General features: G+C 30.7%; 20 protein-coding genes. 4 read left to right on the forward strand and 16 right to left on the reverse strand.

The genetic code is table 11. From position 1 onward, the window contains the following. Positions 1-43 precede the first annotated feature (43 nt). The 3 genes from Q0998_RS12260 to Q0998_RS12270 all read right to left on the reverse strand — a co-directional run bounded on the left by Q0998_RS12260 (position 44) and on the right by Q0998_RS12270 (position 1,806). The gene (locus Q0998_RS12260; protein WP_299670263.1) at positions 44-205 is read right to left on the reverse strand and encodes a DUF1328 family protein; all 162 of its coding nucleotides are present in this window, start codon (positions 203-205) and stop codon (positions 44-46) included. Between the two features lie 392 nt (positions 206-597). Then, on the reverse strand, positions 598-1,047 hold the full coding sequence (locus Q0998_RS12265; RefSeq protein WP_299670264.1) for a PA2169 family four-helix-bundle protein: 450 nt from the start codon (positions 1,045-1,047) through the stop codon (positions 598-600). Positions 1,048-1,371: 324 nt separating this feature from the next. Continuing rightward, the gene (locus tag Q0998_RS12270) at positions 1,372-1,806 is read right to left on the reverse strand and encodes a hemerythrin domain-containing protein (protein WP_299670265.1); all 435 of its coding nucleotides are present in this window, start codon (positions 1,804-1,806) and stop codon (positions 1,372-1,374) included. 162 nt (positions 1,807-1,968) lie between these two features. Between Q0998_RS12270 and Q0998_RS12275 the strand changes: the two genes are divergently transcribed. Further along, the gene (locus Q0998_RS12275) at positions 1,969-3,000 is read left to right on the forward strand and encodes an AraC family transcriptional regulator (RefSeq protein WP_299670266.1); all 1,032 of its coding nucleotides are present in this window, start codon (positions 1,969-1,971) and stop codon (positions 2,998-3,000) included. Positions 3,001-3,060: 60 nt separating this feature from the next. Here the strand turns inward: Q0998_RS12275 and Q0998_RS12280 are convergent, their stop codons facing one another. The 10 genes from Q0998_RS12280 to Q0998_RS12325 form a co-directional block, all read right to left on the reverse strand. Next, complete coding sequence (locus Q0998_RS12280) at positions 3,061-3,648, reverse strand: hypothetical protein (protein ID WP_299670267.1); 588 nt, start codon at positions 3,646-3,648, stop codon at positions 3,061-3,063. Positions 3,649-3,682: 34 nt separating this feature from the next. Then, entirely contained in the window at positions 3,683-3,889 is a 207-nt protein-coding gene (locus Q0998_RS12285) for a DUF6327 family protein (RefSeq protein ID WP_299670268.1), read from the reverse strand. Between the two features lie 8 nt (positions 3,890-3,897). Beyond that, the gene (locus tag Q0998_RS12290; RefSeq protein ID WP_299670269.1) at positions 3,898-4,245 is read right to left on the reverse strand and encodes a hypothetical protein; all 348 of its coding nucleotides are present in this window, start codon (positions 4,243-4,245) and stop codon (positions 3,898-3,900) included. A gap of 10 nt (positions 4,246-4,255) precedes the next feature. Then, positions 4,256-4,651, reverse strand: a complete 396-nt coding sequence (locus Q0998_RS12295; protein WP_299670270.1) for a YtxH domain-containing protein — start codon at positions 4,649-4,651, stop codon at positions 4,256-4,258. A gap of 101 nt (positions 4,652-4,752) precedes the next feature. Continuing rightward, entirely contained in the window at positions 4,753-5,607 is an 855-nt protein-coding gene (locus tag Q0998_RS12300) for a biotin-dependent carboxyltransferase family protein (RefSeq protein ID WP_299670271.1), read from the reverse strand. Continuing rightward, on the reverse strand, positions 5,600-6,331 hold the full coding sequence (gene pxpB / locus Q0998_RS12305; RefSeq protein WP_299670272.1) for a 5-oxoprolinase subunit PxpB: 732 nt from the start codon (positions 6,329-6,331) through the stop codon (positions 5,600-5,602). Before pxpB ends, Q0998_RS12300 begins: the two co-directional genes overlap by 8 nt. After that, positions 6,321-7,058, reverse strand: a complete 738-nt coding sequence (gene pxpA, locus Q0998_RS12310; protein ID WP_299670283.1) for a 5-oxoprolinase subunit PxpA — start codon at positions 7,056-7,058, stop codon at positions 6,321-6,323. Before pxpA ends, pxpB begins: the two co-directional genes overlap by 11 nt. A 273-nt stretch (positions 7,059-7,331) precedes the next feature. Continuing rightward, complete coding sequence (locus Q0998_RS12315) at positions 7,332-8,558, reverse strand: Nramp family divalent metal transporter (protein ID WP_299670273.1); 1,227 nt, start codon at positions 8,556-8,558, stop codon at positions 7,332-7,334. A gap of 89 nt (positions 8,559-8,647) precedes the next feature. Next, on the reverse strand, positions 8,648-10,258 hold the full coding sequence (pckA, locus tag Q0998_RS12320) for a phosphoenolpyruvate carboxykinase (ATP) (RefSeq protein WP_299670274.1): 1,611 nt from the start codon (positions 10,256-10,258) through the stop codon (positions 8,648-8,650). Positions 10,259-10,351: 93 nt separating this feature from the next. After that, positions 10,352-10,732 (reverse strand): DUF423 domain-containing protein, encoded by a 381-nt coding sequence (locus Q0998_RS12325; RefSeq protein WP_299670275.1) that lies wholly within the window; start codon positions 10,730-10,732, stop codon positions 10,352-10,354. Between the two features lie 72 nt (positions 10,733-10,804). Here Q0998_RS12325 and Q0998_RS12330 point away from each other — a divergent pair, with 72 nt between their 5' ends. Continuing rightward, positions 10,805-12,175, forward strand: a complete 1,371-nt coding sequence (locus Q0998_RS12330) for a saccharopine dehydrogenase family protein (protein WP_299670276.1) — start codon at positions 10,805-10,807, stop codon at positions 12,173-12,175. Positions 12,176-12,368: 193 nt separating this feature from the next. Here Q0998_RS12330 and Q0998_RS12335 read toward each other — a convergent pair whose 3' ends face one another. Further along, a complete protein-coding gene (locus Q0998_RS12335; RefSeq protein ID WP_299670277.1) occupies positions 12,369-13,037 on the reverse strand; it encodes a methyltransferase in 669 nt (222 codons plus the stop codon). A gap of 86 nt (positions 13,038-13,123) precedes the next feature. Next, positions 13,124-13,516, reverse strand: a complete 393-nt coding sequence (locus Q0998_RS12340; protein WP_299670278.1) for a hypothetical protein — start codon at positions 13,514-13,516, stop codon at positions 13,124-13,126. Positions 13,517-13,609: 93 nt separating this feature from the next. Here Q0998_RS12340 and Q0998_RS12345 point away from each other — a divergent pair, with 93 nt between their 5' ends. Continuing rightward, a complete protein-coding gene (locus tag Q0998_RS12345; protein ID WP_299670279.1) occupies positions 13,610-13,873 on the forward strand; it encodes a hypothetical protein in 264 nt (87 codons plus the stop codon). A gap of 581 nt (positions 13,874-14,454) precedes the next feature. Next, complete coding sequence (locus tag Q0998_RS12355) at positions 14,455-14,652, forward strand: hypothetical protein (protein WP_299670280.1); 198 nt, start codon at positions 14,455-14,457, stop codon at positions 14,650-14,652. Positions 14,653-14,666: 14 nt separating this feature from the next. On the opposite strand, the gene Q0998_RS12360 is transcribed toward Q0998_RS12355, so the two are convergent. Continuing rightward, on the reverse strand, positions 14,667-14,951 hold the full coding sequence (locus Q0998_RS12360) for a hypothetical protein (RefSeq protein WP_299670281.1): 285 nt from the start codon (positions 14,949-14,951) through the stop codon (positions 14,667-14,669). Positions 14,952-15,245 lie beyond the last annotated feature (294 nt).

Raw genomic sequence — 15,245 nt, forward strand, 5'->3', positions numbered from 1 at the left:
ATGAATTACAAACAGTTTTTTTCTTTTTCAAAGCTATATCAATTTACTTTTTAAATCCTCCTTTAATAAGTGATAATACAAACAATACTAAAAATACAAAAAATATAATTTTAGCAATTCCTGCAGCTGCACCAGCTATCCCACCAAATCCTAAAACGGCAGCTATTAATGCGATAATTACAAATGTGATTGTCCAACGTAACATAATTTCAAAGTTTTATAGTTAATAATTAAATAGATCGATATGCCTATTCTTTCATGACAAATTTACATTCAAAATATAGCATCAATTAACGCTAATAAATTCATTCTTAACTCAAATAATCCAATAAGAAATCATTATTCAGAAAAAAAGATGCTTTTTCCAAGCATCTTTTTTTCAAATATGAGGTCATTAAAGGTATTTCGCTGGTTTTATACCCAGTCAATCCAGGCACAAGCTTTGGCCTGAAATAAGGTCAAAAACCGTCCCTAAAACATTTGGGATTGTATTTAGATTCCCGTTCCTGATTGCCGCAAGCAGGTTCACGGGAACGATTCCAGAACATTCGAGACATCGGAAACCCCGAGGCTAGCCACTCGAGGAATTCTTATAGATTAAAACGACTCTTCTAAAGACTTTGTGTTATAAAGACCGTTTTCAATTCTATTCTTTTGAGATTCCAATATATTTTTTGTGCTTGGAGGTAGATTCGTTTCATTAATTACTGCTTTATATTCCTTTACGGATGCTTTTTCTCCTCTAACTGCTTCCTCTAACATAGATTCTTCATCATCTAAAGAAAACAACGATTTAATATCCATCCAAGCTCTGTGTGCAGTTCCTGAAACACTACCACCTTTATCCACATCTTGATGAAAAGCTCTAATTTCTTTTTTCAATTCTTCTCCAAAAGCATGTCGTTCTTCCGCTTTTTTACTGAAGTAATTTTTTAAGGATTCATTTTCGATATTTTCTGCAGCTTTCTTGAATCCTTTTTCTGCATCGTAGGTTTTTTCTAAAAGAGCGTTTAGCTTTTCTCCTACTTCTTCTCTGTCAGTATTCATATTCTTTAAGTTTTCATGAACATTTGTTTCCTTTTTAGATGTCAAATGTTATACATCTTAAGCTTTATCTTATTAAAATCTAAATATACCTTAGGCAGTATTTTATAATTGATTCAAAAGATTTGCATTTTAACTCAAATCAATATTCAAATGTTAAATGTTAAGATGATAGTTTTTAATCAGCGAAAACATTACAGTTTTAGAAGCACTCATAAATTTTATTTTATCTAATACTCCAGTTTCTAAAAAACTATTTTTTTTATAAATCTACTTTCATAAGAATTTCTTTTTTTTGGATGTACGTAATATTTGCGAGAGATAATTTTACAAGTTTTCTTTCATGTGTTTTCTATAATCTTTGGCTAATTTTTTTTTCTCTTCATCAGAAAACACTTTACCAGACAACTGAAAAAACTGATGTTCTTCATCTTCTAAATGGTGTTCAACCGTTTCTTTCAGCTTTTTTGCTGTTTTTAACCAGGCAGAAGAATCATAAGTTGTTTCTTCTAAACTTTCAATCAATTCATCTATCTCATGATGCTCTGCGATGCCGTGTCTTGCTTTTTCCTGCATCATATCGTTAGAGATCAAAGGCTTGTAAAAATGTCTTTCTTCTGCATCTGCGTGAATTTTTAATTCATCTTTTAAAGCTTTAAAGATAGAATCTCTTTTTTTTGTGTCGCCAGAAGTTTTAATTAATTTCTTTAATAAATCTCTTTGTTTATCGTGGTCTTTTCTAATTTCTTCGTAGATATTCATGGTATACTATTTTTTATTTACCGCAAAGCTAGAATCATATTAAATAAGATTTGACCTCATTTAGTGTAATTTTTAATTTATATGAGAAGTCGTTTACTTAATTTTTATAGTATCTTTATAGACTTCATAATTTTATGAGTACCTAAATTTTAAAAAAAAACTATGATTACAATTGAAATTATTGCTGATAGCCATAAAGATTTATTAGAACAAGTACAGGAAAAGATTGGAGGCAACATTTCTCATAACTGGAACGAAAGCACCCTATATATTGAAAATGAATTCGGTTCTGGAAAATTGCGTTTTATTCCCTTTGATTGGGGTGTAAATTTACTCGACTTTGATATTACATTGCACAAAGATTTTATTTTTAAAATTAAAGCAGTTCCAGAATTTAATCCTATTCGTTTTATATATCCTTCAGAGGGTTCTTTAAAACATCGGTTTGGCATTAATAATGATGAAAGAACTATAGAACAGTTTCAATCTTTGATATTTACCAATAAAACAGGTGGATATGATTACTTCCATTTTCCAAAGAATAAAAAAGTAAGCATTAATATGATTGAAATTATTAGAAAACTTTTTTTACAAAAAAGAACTACGAATGTTTCTAGCTTAAATAAAAAATTATATGAAGTTTTTGTAGATACAGATCATGAAAATAGATTTGCTAATTTTGGTACCTTAAATTTAAAAATGGCAGATTTAATCACAAAATTAAAGAAAATAAAAGGAAATGGCATGTTACGAATCTTAAAAATTGAGGCTACTGTTTATGAAATTCTCTCTTTTCACATACAACAGCACAACAGGCTTTTAGCGGGTGTACCATTGCCAACTTCTCTCGCAAAAACAGAACTAAAAACTGTTAGAAAGTTCGGTAATATTATTCTAAAAAACCCAGAAAAAGATTATTCTTTAGAAGAACTTTCTGTAGATTCTGGCTTAACTCAAGCAAAGCTACAAGATGGTTTTAAGTTTTTGTATAACAGAACCGTTACAGAATATATAAGACATGTTCGATTAGAATCTGCAAGAGATATGATTAGAAATACAGATCTAAATATCTCTCAAATAGTATACAGCATCGGTTTTAGCAGTAGAAGCTACTTTTCTAAAATTTTTAGAGAAAAGTATGGTATTACACCCAATCATTTTAAGAAAAAATTATTGGTGGTTTTAGATGAATAACAAAAAAAGCCTCAATGCTTTCACATTGAGGCTCATTCATCAACCAACCACTTATAAAAATTATTTAGAATAAATCACTTTATAATCTGTTCCTAATTTGTTGTTTAAGTCTCCAATAGTTTTAAAATACTTATATCTTGTATTAAATACTCTATCTGGTCTTTCACCTACAATATAATGCTTCACATTTAAATCTGGAGCATTTAAAGTAATTTGGTCTGAAACTCTTAATTTTTTATCTCCTAAAGACAATGTTCTCTCTTCTAATTCAGAAATTACAATTAAGTTATTATTCATAGCTCTAATTTCTTTAATTTCTAAACCATGTTCTTTACCAGAAACTTCAGCTTCAACCATTAAAGTTTGTTCTTCTTTTTCCATAGTACCATCATCATCTGGCATATCTACATCAATATAAGGCACTTCTACCTCAACTTCTTCCATTACAATTACTACTTTTGGAACTTTTACAGTCTTTGTTGTTGTACCAACGTTTACTTCTGCCCAATCTACATCAAAAGATGGTAACTGTCCTGCAGATGCATCTACATCAATATCTATACCTGGTAATTTGGTTTTTTTTGTTTGATCAATATCACAACTAATTAATAAAGTTGCAGCCATCATTGTAATAACTAATTTTTTCATAATTTGAGTTTAAATTTTAAAGTTTTGGTGATTGTTATTTAAATATTCTTTTTACAAGAACTAATAAGCTATACTTACCTGCAAATTTTGCAAAACTAGCGAGTAGACTTAAAGGTTTGAGTTGGTTTTCAAAATTATTCTTTACAACTTTTAATTCTTCAAAAGCAATTTGTTTTTCTAGACTTAACATTTTTAAGTCATTTTCTATTTCTATAAATGATTTATAAGATTTTACGTTCATTATTTCAATTATTTTAAAAATTTTGAGCCTACTTTAGAAATAATCTGTTCATCAATGCTTTTTCTTACAAGGAAGATAATAAATCCTATAAAAAAGAAAACCACACCAACTAAAAGGTATCCTAATGGTACACTATTTAAATAATCTCCTAATGTTATTGCCAAAGCTATTGAGAAAAATAGCACTCCAATAGTTAGCAAGCCCCCTATAAGTATTAATTTAACTAAAATACTTAATGAAAGTGTAAGTGTATGAAACGTTTTTAATTTATAGTAAACATAAGATTTATTAATAAAATCTTTCCCTTTTTCTACACCATCTTCTGAAGAACTATCTACCGATTCAAAAACACTCATAAATTTTATATTATATGGTTTCTATTGTTGGTTTCACATTTTTAGGTGCTCCAGTCATATCTTTTTGCAACTTTTTATTTTTGTCTTTTAAATCCCTTAGTTTTTGCTCTAAAGTTGAAATTACATCTTCAGCTTTATAACTAACATTAGACATTACATTTTCTAATTGAGCGTCAAAAGTTTCTTTTTTGTCGCTATATGTATTGCTTACTTTATTTTTTAAGTCAGTAGCTGTTGCACTTACTTTTTCAGATAATTCAGATGCAGTTTCAGCAATTTTATCTTTTGCTGATAATGCTTCATTTCTTAATTTTCTTCTAGTTTCTTCTCCTTTGTCTGGTGCAAACAAAACGCCTACTGCTGCACCTACTAACGTTCCTAATAATACTCCTGATAAATTTTTCATTATATATTTTTTTTAAAATTATACTTTTCTATTGTATTGATGAATACATTGCAAAGATACGCACATTATAGAATGAACACTTAACTCTATAAAGTTAATTATTAACTCAAACAGTTTTTAAGAGTAAAATAGATGTTTTGACTCATTTTTTTTTGAGAAAGTCTATTAATTGATTTCTCTGAAAGTTGTAAAATACGAGGATAGCCACCAGTAACCTGGCAGTCTCGCATTAATACAATTAATTTTCCTGATGGTGTTAATTGAACGGTTCCTACTAAAACTGCGGATGTTAAAATTGATGAAAGGGAATTACTGATAATTTCATTCAAACGATATCCCATTCTATTATTATTCGAAATAGTGAAATTTTTTGTCAACAAGATATTTCTTTGCTGATGATTTAGCAGTTCAAACTCAGGTCCTTTATAACATTCTAATTCAGAGTTTTCAAAATATGATTTTATAGGTTTTAATGAAGAGGTAGCGCTTTCCTTTGTAGAAATATTTTTATCCAAAGGAAGTAAATCTCCTTTCTGTATACGTGTATTTTTTGTAATATTCTGATAAAAACTTCTACTATTCAGTATTTTTTCAGTTTGAAAGCCTTTCTGGACAGCCAAATAACATCTTACTCCAAAATGAATTTTTCCAAAGGACAAAATAGCCCCTTCTTCTACTTTTATATTTGCATTCAATTTTATTGGTTTTTTATTAATTGTAGGAGAAAAATCACCACCAGAAATACAGATATTTGTTGCTGTTAAGAATTGTAATTCACAACCTCCAAAAGTAATTTCTAAAACAGCATCTTTTAGAGAATTGTTTAAAATACTGTTGGCAAGATCTGCAGAAAATGCGTCCATAACCCCAGAAACAGGAACTCCATTTGAAGCAAAACCAACTCTACCTCTATCTTGAATGGAGGAATAAAAACCCGCTTTTAAAACCTTAATCATTAAAAAGCGTTTTAGGAATTATGTAATTATCTTTTTCCAGTTGTTTTTCTAGCTGATAAAATTCATCCAAAGAAATGGGTTTAAATGTTATTTTGTCTCCAGCTTTTGCAAAACACGGATTTGCTTTTTTTACATCAAAAAAATGAATGGGTGTTTTTCCAATAATATTCCAACCGCCAGCAGAGTTTGAGGGATAAATACCTGTCTGTTTTCCACCAATTGCAACAGCACCCTTTACCACTTTTAATCTCGGGTTTGGTTTTCTGTCGAAATACAAATTAGAATGCAAACCTCCTAAATATAAAAAGCCTGGTAAAAAACCGATAAAGAAAACCGTATATATTCTTTCTGAATGTAGTTTAATAATTTTATCAGTAGATAAATTTAATACTTTAGAAATTTCTTTTAAATCAATTCCAAATGCTAAATCATAACAAACAGGAATTTCCCAAATGAAATTTTCTTGACTTATAACAAAACTCTCCTTGTTATAAATTGATTTTAGTTCTTCAACTTTATGAGAAAAGTTTGTAATTACTGCTACATATGTTAACGTTAAAGAATTGTACCCTATTATGATATCAGAAAACAACTGAGTTTTTTCAATTTTTATTTTCTCTTTAAATAAAATAATGTCGTTAAGAATTTCTTCATTAATTATAGGTTTCCATTCTATTAAAATAGCTTTATTTCCAAAGGGTTTGTATGTAAGTTTAAATTCCAATTCTAATGCCTTCTTTTTTTAATCTTTCTGACAAACCTTTTGCGATTTCAATTGCATTTTCAGTATCTCCATGTAAACAAAAAGTATCTGCTTTTATAAATTTCTCTGCACCAGAAATAGTTTTCACTTTCTGGTTTTTAATCATTAAAAAAACATGTTTAAAAACTTCCTCTGAGTTTGTAATCAAGGCAATTTCTTTAGCTCTAGAAACCAACATTAAATTTTCATTATAATTTCTATCAGCAAACGCTTCATAATTTATTTTAATATTATTTTGAATGGCAATTTTTTCAACTGCTGAATTATAAGGAACATACAAAAAACAATTTCTTAAATATTTCTTTGTAATTTCAATAAACAAGTTTGCTGTACTTTTATCAACAGCAATTAAGTTATACAAAGCGCCATGTGGTTTTATATGATGCATTTTTTGGTTAAAGTTTGCCAACTGGTCTAAAAACAACTCTAGTTGGTTTTTAATACTTTCTTTCAAATCTTTATCAGAAATATCAATTACTTTTCTTCCAAAGTTTTCTTTGTCTGGAAAAGAAGGGTGTGCGCCAATTAAAACATTGTTTTTAATGGCTATTTCAATGGTTTTAGTAATGGTTTCAGCATTTCCAAAATGACCTCCACAAGCAATATTACAAGAAGAAATATAGGGCATTAATAAATGCTCGTTATTTATTCCTTCGCCAACATCACAATTAATATCAATGATATGCATCACTTTTTAAAGTTATAACCCGTTGTGCATTTTGAGTTAAATGTATTCCAAAATGTCAGTTCGAGTGATTTTTGATAAAAAAAATCGTATCGAGAACTAGTTTAGAAATGAAAATTCTTATTCTCGATACAAATTTCACTTATTTCAATCGTGAAATTCACTCGAATTGACAGAATTTATCAAAATGCACAACAGGTAGTTATAATTAATTATTTATCAATTTAATCATTTAAAGAACCTTGTCTTAATTTTTGAAAAAAACCTTGATAAGGGCTATATAAAATTAAAGACTTTTAAAATACCTTTTATTCCTAAAAATAGGGCAATTGCTAAAATGACAAAACCTAAAATATTCTGAGTTTTAGAGTTTACGAACTTTCCTAAAACAGCCTTTTTATTTACTATCCACAACAATAGTATTGCTATTATTGGCAATAACAGTCCGTTTGCAACTTGTGCAAATTTTATAATTTCAATTGGTTTTATTCCTATGGAAGAAAATACAACTCCTAAAACTAAAATAATCATCCAAACACTTCTAAATTTTCGAGATTTTAAACCTCCACTCCACCCTAAACAACCTTTTGCTACATAAGCAGCCGCTAAAGGTGCTGTAATTGCAGATGTTATTCCTGCAGCAAACAAACCCAAAGCCCTAAAATATTTTGCAAAATCGCCATACAATGGTGCCAAACCAATTGCCAAATCAGCAGCATTTTTAATATCCTTTACATCTATGGCTGCTGCAGAAATAATAATTGCCATAGAGACCAAACCTCCTAAAATTATTGAAATTATAGTATCTTTTCTCGCCGAAGATAAATCTGAAGGTTTTTTCCAACGTTCTCTTACCAAAGAAGCATGTAGAAACAAGTTGTAAGGCACCACAGTAGTTCCTATTAACCCAATGATTGTTAAAATACTTTTTTCTGGAACTTTCGGAATAAAAAGACCTTCTAAGATTTTTAAAATATCTGGTTTTGTTACAATTGCTGTTACCATAAAAGAGGTACTCATTAAAAGAACCAATGACACCAACGCTTTTTCTAGAAACTTGTAATTACCAATATATAATAAGGCAAATGCAATGAGTCCAACTAAAAAACTCATCATATTTATTGAAATAGTTCCAATTGAAAATGTAGATTTTCCAAAAATACTTTCTAAGCCTAAAATACCTCCAGTAATATTTCCTGCCTCGTAAGAAGCGTTTCCAACAACAATTGCTGACAAAATTAAAAGTGTCACAAAATGTTTTAAGAAAGGAATTTTTATTTGTTCTCTGATGACTTCTGAAAGTCCTTTTTGAGAAATTATTCCTAATCTTGCAGCCATTTCTTGTAAAACAATGGTGGCAATAATAGAAAGTAGCATTGCCCACAGCAAGTTAAAACCAAAATTTACTCCAGCCAACGTACATAGTGTTACAGTACCTGGGCCAATAAAAGCTGCTGCAACCAAAGTTCCTGGACCAATATTTTTAAACCAATTTTTAATCATAAAATGATATTGTTAATTAAATATACTTCTAAAAATAAAAAAACACTCTAAAATAGAGTGCTTTCTTGAGATAAAATAGAAAATAAATTCTAAAAGGTATAACGTTGAGGGCCTCCTCTACGGATTTCTTCAGATGCAAATTCTTCGAATTGCTTGAAGTTCATTCTAAATGCATTTGATAATTTAAATGCAGTTTTATAGTAAGCTTCGTCATTGTTCCAAGTTGCTCTCGGACTTAATAATTCTGTTGGCACTCCAGGACAAGATCTAGGCTGCGCAACTCCAAAAACAGAATGAATATGATAGTTTTCATAAGTATAGTCTGCTAAATCTCCGTTTAGTACAGCAGAAATCATTGCTCTTGTATATTTAAGAGGCATTCTTCTACCAACACCATATTGGCCACCAGACCAACCTGTATTTACCAACCACACATTTACACCCGCTTCTTGCATTTTATTACTTAGCATTTCTGCATATCTAGTTGGATGCAAAGGCATAAAAGGTGCACCAAAACAAGCTGAAAAACTAGGTGTTGGCTCTGTAACCCCTGCTTCTGTTCCTGCCACTTTTGCAGTATAGCCAGATATAAAGTGATATGCAGCTTGACTAGGTGTTAGCTTAGAAATTGGAGGCAACACACCAAAAGCATCTGCTGTTAAAAAGAAAATATTTTTTGGGTGCTTACCTATAGAGGGTTCTTGAATATTATCTATGTGATAAATTGGGTAACTAACTCTTGTATTTTGAGTAATAGATGTGTCTGCAAAATTGACCACTCCGTGATCATCTAGTACAACATTTTCTAAAATTGCTCCTTTTTTTATGGCTGCAAAAATTTCTGGTTCTTGTTCTTGAGATAAATTAATTACTTTTGCATAACAACCACCTTCAAAATTAAAAATGGTATTCTCTTCAGTCCAACCATGTTCATCATCTCCAATAAGACTTCGGTCAGGATCTGTAGAAAGTGTGGTTTTCCCAGTTCCAGAAAGCCCGAAGAAAATAGCGGTATCGCCACTTTTACCAACATTTGCAGAACAATGCATTGGCAATGTATTTTTATAAACTGGAAGTATAAAATTTAATGCAGAAAAAATTCCTTTTTTAATTTCACCCGTATAACCAGTTCCACCAATTAAAGCAATTTTTCTTGTAAAGTTTAAAATGGCAAAGTTGTGTTGACGTGTTCCGTCTACTTCAGGATTTGCCATAAAACCTGGTGCATTAATAACCGTCCATTCAGGAGAAAAATCTTTTAATTCTTCTTCTGTAGGACGTAAAAACATGTTATAGGCAAACATATTACTCCAAGAGTATTCATTAACCACTCTAATATTTAACTTGTAATTTTCATCTGCACACGCATAAGAATCTCTCACAAAAATCTCTTTTTCTGAAAGGTAATCTATAACCTTATTATAAAGGGAATCAAATTTATCTGAATCGAATGGTAAGTTGATATCACTCCACCAAACTTCATCTTTAGTGATTTCATCTTTTACAATAAACCTGTCTTTGGGAGAACGCCCTGTAAACTCTCCTGTATTTACAGCAATTGCTCCTAAAGAAGACTCTACGCCTTGCTTTTTCGCTAAAGTTTCAGCATGTAATTCACTAGAAGATAATTGATAGCGAATTGTAGCATTTTTGATTCCTAAATTTTTTAACGAAATCGATTTCGTATTTAGTTGTATCATTTCTATAATTTTAGTTGTGTTTCTATTATTACACCACAAAATTAAACAATATTTTTTTACACAGAAGTTAAATCCTATTTTTTTATGATTATCTTATTTATTTCCCTTTTTCTTTAGTAAATATGCAATCATAAAAATCCAACCTGCTACAAATAACAAACCTCCGAGCGGTGTAATAAACCAAATAGATTTTGCCGTTATTTTGGTTAATTGAATTGCATAAATAGAACCAGAGAAGAAGAAGATTCCTGTAAAAAACAACCAACTAATTGTATGTTGCTGTTTGGAACTAAAACCACTATACGTATTCACAAATAACAACACAATAACATGGTACATTTGATAACGAATGGCAGTTTCGAAACTCAATAACTGAGTTGTTGTTAAGGTTTCTTTCAAAGCATGAGCACCAAAAGCCCCTAAAATAATGGCTAACATTCCTAAAAAACAGGTTATTATTAAATTTTTAAACATTTTTAATGGTTTTTGTTAAATTTTAAACAAATAGAGTATCTTAGTTCTCTACAAAAATACATCATTTATCCTATGAAAAACATACTAATTATTGGTGCTGGAAAATCAAGTTCTGCTTTAATAAAATATTTATTAGACCAGTCAGACAAAGAGAATCTCTTTATAACTGTTGGTGATATTTCTACAAAAAATGCTGATAAAATAATTGGGAATCATAAAAATGCTTTGGCAATTGTTATCGATGTTTTTGATAAAAACCAACGAGAAATAGCAATTAAAAAAGCCGACATTGTTATTTCTATGTTGCCTGCACGATTCCATATAGAAGTTGCAAAAGATTGTATTTCCTTTGGAAAGCACATGGTAACTGCCTCTTATATTTCTAAAGAAATGAAAGATTTAAATAAAGCTGCTGTAAAAAAAGGGTTGGTTTTTATGAATGAGATTGGTGTAGATCCAGGTTTAGACCATATGAGCGCCATGAAAGTCATTGACCGAATTAAGGACGACGGCGCGAAACTTTTGCTTTTTGAATCTTTTACTGGTGGTTTGGTAGCTCCTGAGAGTGATACCAATTTATGGAACTATAAATTTACTTGGAACCCTAGAAATGTTGTCTTAGCGGGTCAAGGTGGTGCTGCAAAGTTTATTCAAGAAGGTACTTACAAATACATTCCCTATCATAAATTATTTAGGAGAACAGAGTTTTTAAAAATAAATGGAAGTGGAAACTTTGAGGCCTATGCCAATAGAGATTCTCTAAAATATAGAAATGTTTATGGTTTAGAAAACATACCAACCATGTATAGAGGAACCATTAGAAAAGTAGGTTTTTCTAGAGCTTGGAATATTTTTGTTCAGTTAGGAATGACAGATGATTCTTACAAGATAGAAGATTCAGAAAACATGACGTATCGAAATTTTGTCAATCTTTTTTTGGCCTATTCTCCTTCAGATTCTGTAGAATTGAAGCTGCGTTCTTACTTAAAAATAGATCAAGATGATGTAATGTGGGAAAAATTATTAGAACTAGATCTTTTTAGTTCTAAGAAAAAAATTCATTTAAAAAACGCAACTCCTGCTCAAATGCTACAACAAATTTTAGAAGATTCTTGGACTTTAAAAGAAGATGATAAAGATATGATTGTCATGCAACACCTCTTCGGATATGAAATAAATGGCAAAAAACAACAAATTGAAAGTAGTTTAGTTGTTATTGGTGAAAACCAAACCTACACGGCGATGGCGAAAACAGTTGGTTTGCCCGTTGCAATTGCAGCCCTAAAAATTCTAAAAGGTGAAATTAAAACTCCTGGAGTTCAATTGCCAATTACAAAAGAGGTCTACGAACCCATTTTAAAAGAGTTAGAAGCTTATGGAATTAAATTTACAGAAAAGAAAACACCATATTTAGGGTATAATCCTAATAATGTGATTGGGTAATTGTTATTTCGCAGAGAAACACTTTTACACAGAAATTCGCAGAGAAAGTTGCAAAAAATTTGTGCCCACTGTCATAATTTTTTTTGCAAATCTTTGTAGTTCATTATTTACAGAGTTGCTCAAAGCAATATAAAATACCTTTGCGCTATTGGCGAAAATTCTTTGCAAACTTTGTGGTAAAATTTTATACACCTCACATCTTCAAATAAAAATCTTTTGTCAAATTGATATAGTCTTTAGTATATTGATGACGTGTGGTTTCTATGATTAAATCTTCTTCTAAAATTTTAGTTTTGTGGAAAGAGAACTCTAGTAAAATTCTCTTTATTTCTGATGTAGGATTGCCCTGAACTTTACAAAACCTATTTAAATACAGCTTGTTATTTTTCGCTAAAGCAATAAAATCGACTTTCTCTTTAAAGGGAATAATTACCGAAAATACTCCGTTTTCTGATAAGACTTTAGAAACACCAATAAATAATTCATCAAATGATAAAGAAGAGGTAAACCGTGCCTGATTTCTTGCGGTATTTTCAGTCTCAAAATTGTCTGAATAAAACGGCGGATTTGATATTATTAAATCATATGTTTCTTCTTCTTCTGCCATTTCATCAGCAAATTCTTGAAAAGTTGAATGGTAACCATACAATCTGTCTGCCCAATCTGATTGCTCAAAGTTTTCTACTGTTTGTTCGTATGCACTTTCATCAACTTCAACAGCGTCTATGGTCATAGCATCAGAACGTTGAGCCAACATTAGAGAAATAACACCCGTACCAGCACCAATATCTAAAATTGCATCGGGATAGTTTGCTGTATTGCACCAAGCGCCTAACAGAACTCCGTCTGTACCAACCTTCATGGCGGTTTTGTCTTGATGGATTGTAAATTCTTTAAATTGGAATGGTAGCGTACTAATAACTTTAATTCTTTAGGTATGTATTTTATTTAAACATCATTGCGAAGGCCCAATAGCTTTTTTAAGTCTTCTTTATCAGATTTCAAATCTACAATTTGTTCTTGTAAAACCATTATTAGCTTATCTTTTTCTTTACATGCTATAGATTGTCTTTCATATTCATAATTTGGCTCACTTACTAGATTTTTAGCTTCCGTAGGCATATTATCAGTAGAACCATTTAGCAACCAATACAAATCAACGGTTGGGTATTTCGTAATTATATTTACAATTGCATTTGAATTTAAAGGAGATTCTTTCGCTTTCCCTCTAAAACTAGCAGAAGTCATTCCTATACTTTTAAAGAAGTCCTCCTTGCTTATATCTTGCTTTTCTGCAATCTCCACAACTCGGTCCTTTATGTTTGTAAATTTATTTTCCATTTTGTTTTGATTTGTAAATTTATTTACATAAATTGTAATTCACAAAACAGTAACAAGATAGCAACAATTATCATACTAGCAAAGTCAATTACTATGATTACAGAATTAGAGCAAAAGGAGTTGAAAATGATTTTTCAGGGTCGTTACTCAGAAGATGTTTTAAGAATTTTAAAGAACAAATCTATTCTAAATAGAAACGGAGAACATCATAACGCACAATATGTTCGAATGATTTTTCAAGGAATAAGACAAAATTTAGATATAGAAGCAGCTATTTGGCAAGCTGCCAAAAATAGAAAACAAAAATTAGCATTGCATAAATTACATAAACAAAAAATATTAAATGAAAAATCTTAAGATGAATTTTGGGGGAAGATTCACTTAAGAGAACCTAAGAGCTTACACACAGCTGATTGGGGCTTGAATAGTACGTACAAAATAGATAAGTAATTTTCTATGTACGTGCTATTCTCATTTAAAAATTTGCAGAAAGGAAGGAACTAACACGTTCGCAAAAGAGCCTCTATTTACTTACGTTTCCAGACATAAAAATAATACTGACACCTAATTCACCCCTTTTTATTTAATCTATTATATACTTATTTACGATATCTATCTGAATTCCAGAATACTCCGAAAACTCATCAATAGTAACAAACTGGTAGGATTCCTTTCCCTAAGAACTCACGAATATCCTGTAATAACTTACGACCATAGCGTTCACTCCGCCCTGTAATGAGTTGAATATCTTTTGGGTAAATACAAGCTCTTTTGGTGATCATGATACTCTATCTATGCTTTATCCGTACTTAAAAGTGCCATCATCTTACACTTTTATGCCTCATAAAATGCTATTTTAGGTAATCTCGGAATAGATGACTACAACTGGTACGCTCTTTTTTTAAATACTCCATAAAGTTACGTGAAAAGCAACTAAGATGCCTCAGCACTTCCAAAATCAGGATTTAACTGCTGGTGTTGTGGGTGGCACGGTATTTTCTTCTGTGGTTCACATTGGTGCAGAAGATGTGATCACAACGATTGTACCAGCGGTGCTTGGCGCTGTAGTCAGTTTTCTTGTTTCAGTACTGATGAAACTCCTTTTCAACTCTTTTAAAAAACAGCGCAAAAAATAATGGCGCTGTTTTTTTTATCTGAGATCCCGCATTAAAATGCTTTTTAATTCTTGAATGGCGTTGAGCCTACTTTGTAAATTAACCTCCAAGAACTCTACTTTTTTAAGTGCTGTTCGTTTGGTTTTAAAATCATCTGCTCCAAAATATCTGCTGTACTTTTCTAATACATATTTTACATCTGCGATATAGATAAATGATTCTACCATACCGCTTAAATAGAAACGATAGCATTTTGTTTCTAACAGCATAAAAGATAAATAGAAGAGCGCTTCTTTTTGTTTGTGAGTCTCTGTAGACACTACAAAAGAATTTCTGACTGGAGCTGTAAATGGTTTTCCACTATTGCCTTGCGCTAGCTGGCTCTTTCACTAAAATAGTCCACTGGACTATTTCTTAACGTTCAGCCCTGTTCAAAATAAAAAAATGTGGTTTGTGATAGCTACGCCCAGGTTTGTGGGGCTAAATTTCAAAAGTTTTCATAGGTATTCAATTAAAGTTCAACTTCTTTTGCCTTCTTTTTTTGTTTTCCTTTTCATTATCTTTAAATTTCTTTTTCGAGAAGTCTTTTTTTAAGACTTTTTCATAGCATTTTT

This window comes from uncultured Polaribacter sp. (assembly GCF_947501385.1).
Classification (GTDB): domain Bacteria; phylum Bacteroidota; class Bacteroidia; order Flavobacteriales; family Flavobacteriaceae; genus Polaribacter.

Bases quoted from the DNA above. Each gene is read 5' to 3' on its own strand.
- Q0998_RS12335 (WP_299670277.1), bottom strand. From the start codon at position 13,037: ATGAAGGTTGGTACAGACGGAGTTCTGTTAGGCGCTTGGTGCAATACA.
- Q0998_RS12285 (WP_299670268.1), bottom strand. From the start codon at position 3,889: ATGAACGTAAAATCTTATAAATCATTTATAGAAATAGAAAATGACTTA.
- Q0998_RS12325 (WP_299670275.1), bottom strand. From the start codon at position 10,732: ATGTTTAAAAATTTAATAATAACCTGTTTTTTAGGAATGTTAGCCATT.
- Q0998_RS12355 (WP_299670280.1), top strand. From the start codon at position 14,455: ATGCCTCAGCACTTCCAAAATCAGGATTTAACTGCTGGTGTTGTGGGT.
- Q0998_RS12300 (WP_299670271.1), bottom strand. From the start codon at position 5,607: ATGATTAAGGTTTTAAAAGCGGGTTTTTATTCCTCCATTCAAGATAGA.
- Q0998_RS12280 (WP_299670267.1), bottom strand. From the start codon at position 3,648: ATGAAAAAATTAGTTATTACAATGATGGCTGCAACTTTATTAATTAGT.
- Q0998_RS12340 (WP_299670278.1), bottom strand. From the start codon at position 13,516: ATGGAAAATAAATTTACAAACATAAAGGACCGAGTTGTGGAGATTGCA.
- Q0998_RS12330 (WP_299670276.1), top strand. From the start codon at position 10,805: ATGAAAAACATACTAATTATTGGTGCTGGAAAATCAAGTTCTGCTTTA.
- Q0998_RS12270 (WP_299670265.1), bottom strand. From the start codon at position 1,806: ATGAATATCTACGAAGAAATTAGAAAAGACCACGATAAACAAAGAGAT.
- Q0998_RS12290 (WP_299670269.1), bottom strand. From the start codon at position 4,245: ATGAGTGTTTTTGAATCGGTAGATAGTTCTTCAGAAGATGGTGTAGAA.
- pxpA (WP_299670283.1), bottom strand. From the start codon at position 7,058: ATGCATATCATTGATATTAATTGTGATGTTGGCGAAGGAATAAATAAC.
- Q0998_RS12265 (WP_299670264.1), bottom strand. From the start codon at position 1,047: ATGAATACTGACAGAGAAGAAGTAGGAGAAAAGCTAAACGCTCTTTTA.
- Q0998_RS12345 (WP_299670279.1), top strand. From the start codon at position 13,610: ATGATTACAGAATTAGAGCAAAAGGAGTTGAAAATGATTTTTCAGGGT.
- pckA (WP_299670274.1), bottom strand. From the start codon at position 10,258: ATGATACAACTAAATACGAAATCGATTTCGTTAAAAAATTTAGGAATC.
- Q0998_RS12315 (WP_299670273.1), bottom strand. From the start codon at position 8,558: ATGATTAAAAATTGGTTTAAAAATATTGGTCCAGGAACTTTGGTTGCA.
- Q0998_RS12260 (WP_299670263.1), bottom strand. From the start codon at position 205: ATGTTACGTTGGACAATCACATTTGTAATTATCGCATTAATAGCTGCC.
- Q0998_RS12295 (WP_299670270.1), bottom strand. From the start codon at position 4,651: ATGAAAAATTTATCAGGAGTATTATTAGGAACGTTAGTAGGTGCAGCA.
- Q0998_RS12275 (WP_299670266.1), top strand. From the start codon at position 1,969: ATGATTACAATTGAAATTATTGCTGATAGCCATAAAGATTTATTAGAA.